This window comes from Blastocatellia bacterium (assembly GCA_035275065.1).
In the GTDB taxonomy this organism is placed as follows: Bacteria; Acidobacteriota; Blastocatellia; order UBA7656; family UBA7656; genus DATENM01.
Genome location: DATENM010000073.1, coordinates 1 through 2,807 on the forward strand (window position 1 = coordinate 1; position 2,807 = coordinate 2,807).

The 2,807-nt window shown below is 61.2% G+C and carries 2 protein-coding genes; both read left to right on the forward strand.

Annotated features, from left to right (window positions below):
• Positions 1–294 precede the first annotated feature (294 nt).
• Entirely contained in the window at positions 295–1,839 is a 1,545-nt protein-coding gene (gene istA, locus VJ464_17400) for an IS21 family transposase (GenBank protein HKQ06909.1), read from the forward strand.
• A complete protein-coding gene (istB, locus tag VJ464_17405; protein HKQ06910.1) occupies positions 1,833–2,588 on the forward strand; it encodes an IS21-like element helper ATPase IstB in 756 nt (251 codons plus the stop codon). The genes istA and istB overlap by 7 nt, the downstream gene beginning before the upstream one ends.
• The last annotated feature ends 219 nt before the right edge of the window (positions 2,589–2,807 follow it).

Genomic DNA, 2,807 nt, shown 5'->3' on the forward strand with positions numbered 1-2,807 from the left:
TGCGTATTCCACGCGAAAGCTGCCACCGATTCCAGGGGAATCCTGCCACTGATTCCACGCGAAGGCTGCCACCCGTTCCACGGCAAAGCTGCCACTGATTCCATGCCAAGTCTGCCACCGATTCCACGGCAAAGCTGCCGCTGATTCCACGGCAAAGTTGCCACCGATTCCACACGAAGGCTGCCACACCTGTCGTAAGGACAGCCGCCGAGCGACGCCGGGCAAACCCTATCGGTATCCTGCCTCTTTTCTCACATCGTGAGGGAGGAGCAGATGCCTGCACAGAGGTTAGCCATGCGTCAAGTCCACGAGGTGTTGCGGCTGAAGTGGGAGCAAGGGCTCAGTGATCGGAAGATCGCTCATAGCCTCGGCATTAGTCGGCCGACGGTCGCTGAGTATGTCCGTCGGGCCCAGGCGGCGGGGTTATCGTGGCCCTTGCCTGCCCCCTATGATGAAGAAGCGCTTGAACGGTTGCTGTTTCCGACGGTCTCCGCTCGAACCCCCGCGCCGCACGTGGTGCCGGATTGGGCGATGGTCCACCGCGAACTTAAACGCAAGGGCGTCACCTTGTTCTTGCTGTGGCAGGAATATAAGGCGGCCACGCCCGATGGCTTGCAGTACAGCTGGTTTTGTCACACGTATCGAACCTGGGCACAGAAACTCGATCTGGTCATGCGCCAGCCCCACCGCGCGGGGGAGAAGCTCTTTGTCGATTACGCCGGGCAGGGCATTCCGGTGGTCAACGGGCACAGTGGCGAGGTGCGTGAAGTGGCGATCTTCGTGGCGGTCCTGGGTGCCTCAAACTACACCTATGTCGAGGCGACCTGGACCCAGGGTCTCCCCGACTGGATCGGCTCCCATGTCCGGACTTTTGCCGCCCTTGGCGGCGTCCCCGAGATCGTCGTCCCCGATAACCTCAAAGCGGCGGTGCCCCGAGCCCACCGCTATGAACCCGAGATCAATCGCACCTATGCAGCCCTCGCCCAGCATTATGGGTTTGCCATTATCCCTGCCCGCGCCGCCAAACCCCGCGACAAGGCCAAGGTGGAGGTCGGCGTCCAAGTCGTGGAGCGCTGGCTGCTGGCGCGACTCCGGCACCACACCTTTTTCTCCCTCGCGGAGGTCAATACCACCCTCACCCCCCTCCGGCTGGCCCTGAATGCCCGTCCCTTCAAAAAACTCCCCGGCTCCCGCCAGCAGCTGTTTGAGACACTCGACCGTCCCGCCCTCCGCCCGCTCCCCGTCTACCCCTATGAATATGCGGAGTGGAAACATGCCCGGGTCAATATTGACTACCACGTGGAAGTCGAAGGCCATTACTACTCCGTGCCTTACATGCTGGTCAGGCAGCAACTCGACGTGCGCCTGAGTGCCCAGGTGGTGGAACTCTTCCACCGGGGTAAACGCGTCGCGAGTCATCGGCGCTCTCCCCTCAAAGGCCGGCACACCACCGTCGCCGCACATATGCCCACCGCCCACCAACGCTATGCCGAATGGACGCCCCAGCGGCTGATTCACTGGGCGGCCCATAGTGGCCCCGCGACGGCGCAGGTGATCGAAACGATTCTGGCCTCACGACCGCATCCGCAACAGGGGTTCCGGTCCTGTTTAGGGATCATGCGGCTCGGCAAAAGCTATGGCGACGAGCGCCTGGAAGCCGCGTGTCAGCGGGCCCTCGCCCTGGGAGCCTGTTCGTATAAAAGTCTCGAATCGATCCTCAAACATGGGCTGGATCATCGCCCATTGCCGCCCCAGCCAGACGCCACGGCTGGCTCTGCCCACATGAACATCCGTGGCCCTCAATACTATAAGGATGACAAAGGAGAACCAGGATGCTGACCCATCCCACTCTCGACAAGCTCCAGACCCTGAAACTGTCCGGGATGTATCAGGCGTTGGTCGAGCAACTCCAGATGACGGACCTCGCGGCGCTGAGCTTTGAAGAACGCTTCGGGCTCTTAGTCGACCGTGAGCTCACGGAGCGCGACACCCGCCGGCTGACCACACGCTTGCGGCAGGCGAAACTGCGCCAGACCGCCTGCATCGAAGACATTGACTATCGCCATCCTCGCGGCTTAGACAAAGCCGTGATGGCCCGTCTCGCGACGTGCCAGTGGGTGCGAGAGCATCACAACGTTTTGCTCACCGGGCCAACAGGGATTGGGAAAACTTGGCTCAGCTGTGCGTTGGGCCATAAGGTGTGCCGGGAAGGTTTGACTGCCCTCTATCTCCGGCTCCCCCGCTTCCTCCAAGAGCTCCCGATGGCCAAAGGGGATGGGCGCTATGGGAAAGTGCTGACGACCCTGGCCAAGACCGATCTGTTGATTTTGGATGATTGGGCTTTGGCCCCACTCAGTGATGAAAACCGCCGCGACTTGCTGGAGATCATCGAAGACCGCCATGATCGTCGGGCCACCCTGGTGACCAGTCAGTTGCCGGTCGAGCACTGGCATGAGGCCCTGGGGGATCCGACGTTGGCCGATGCGATCCTCGACCGCCTCGTGCATAATGCCTACAAGATCACCTTGCAGGGTGAATCCATGCGGAAACGGCAAGCGCGGTTGACAAAAGGAGCATCAGTCGAATAATACTATACCGCCCAGCGTCGCTGCGCTCCGAGAGAGACAGGTTTCGCCTGGCGTGGGTGGCAACCTTCCCGTGGTCCACGTGGCAGGCTTCACGTGGACTGGGTGGCAGCTTTCCCATGGATTAGGTGGCAACCTTCCCGTGGATTGGGTGGCAGGCTTCATGTGGACTGAGTGGCAACCTTCCCATGGACTGGGTGGCAGACATCCGTGGAATATGCA

Bases quoted from the DNA above. Each gene is read 5' to 3' on its own strand.
- istA (HKQ06909.1), top strand. From the start codon at position 295: ATGCGTCAAGTCCACGAGGTGTTGCGGCTGAAGTGGGAGCAAGGGCTC.
- istB (HKQ06910.1), top strand. From the start codon at position 1,833: ATGCTGACCCATCCCACTCTCGACAAGCTCCAGACCCTGAAACTGTCC.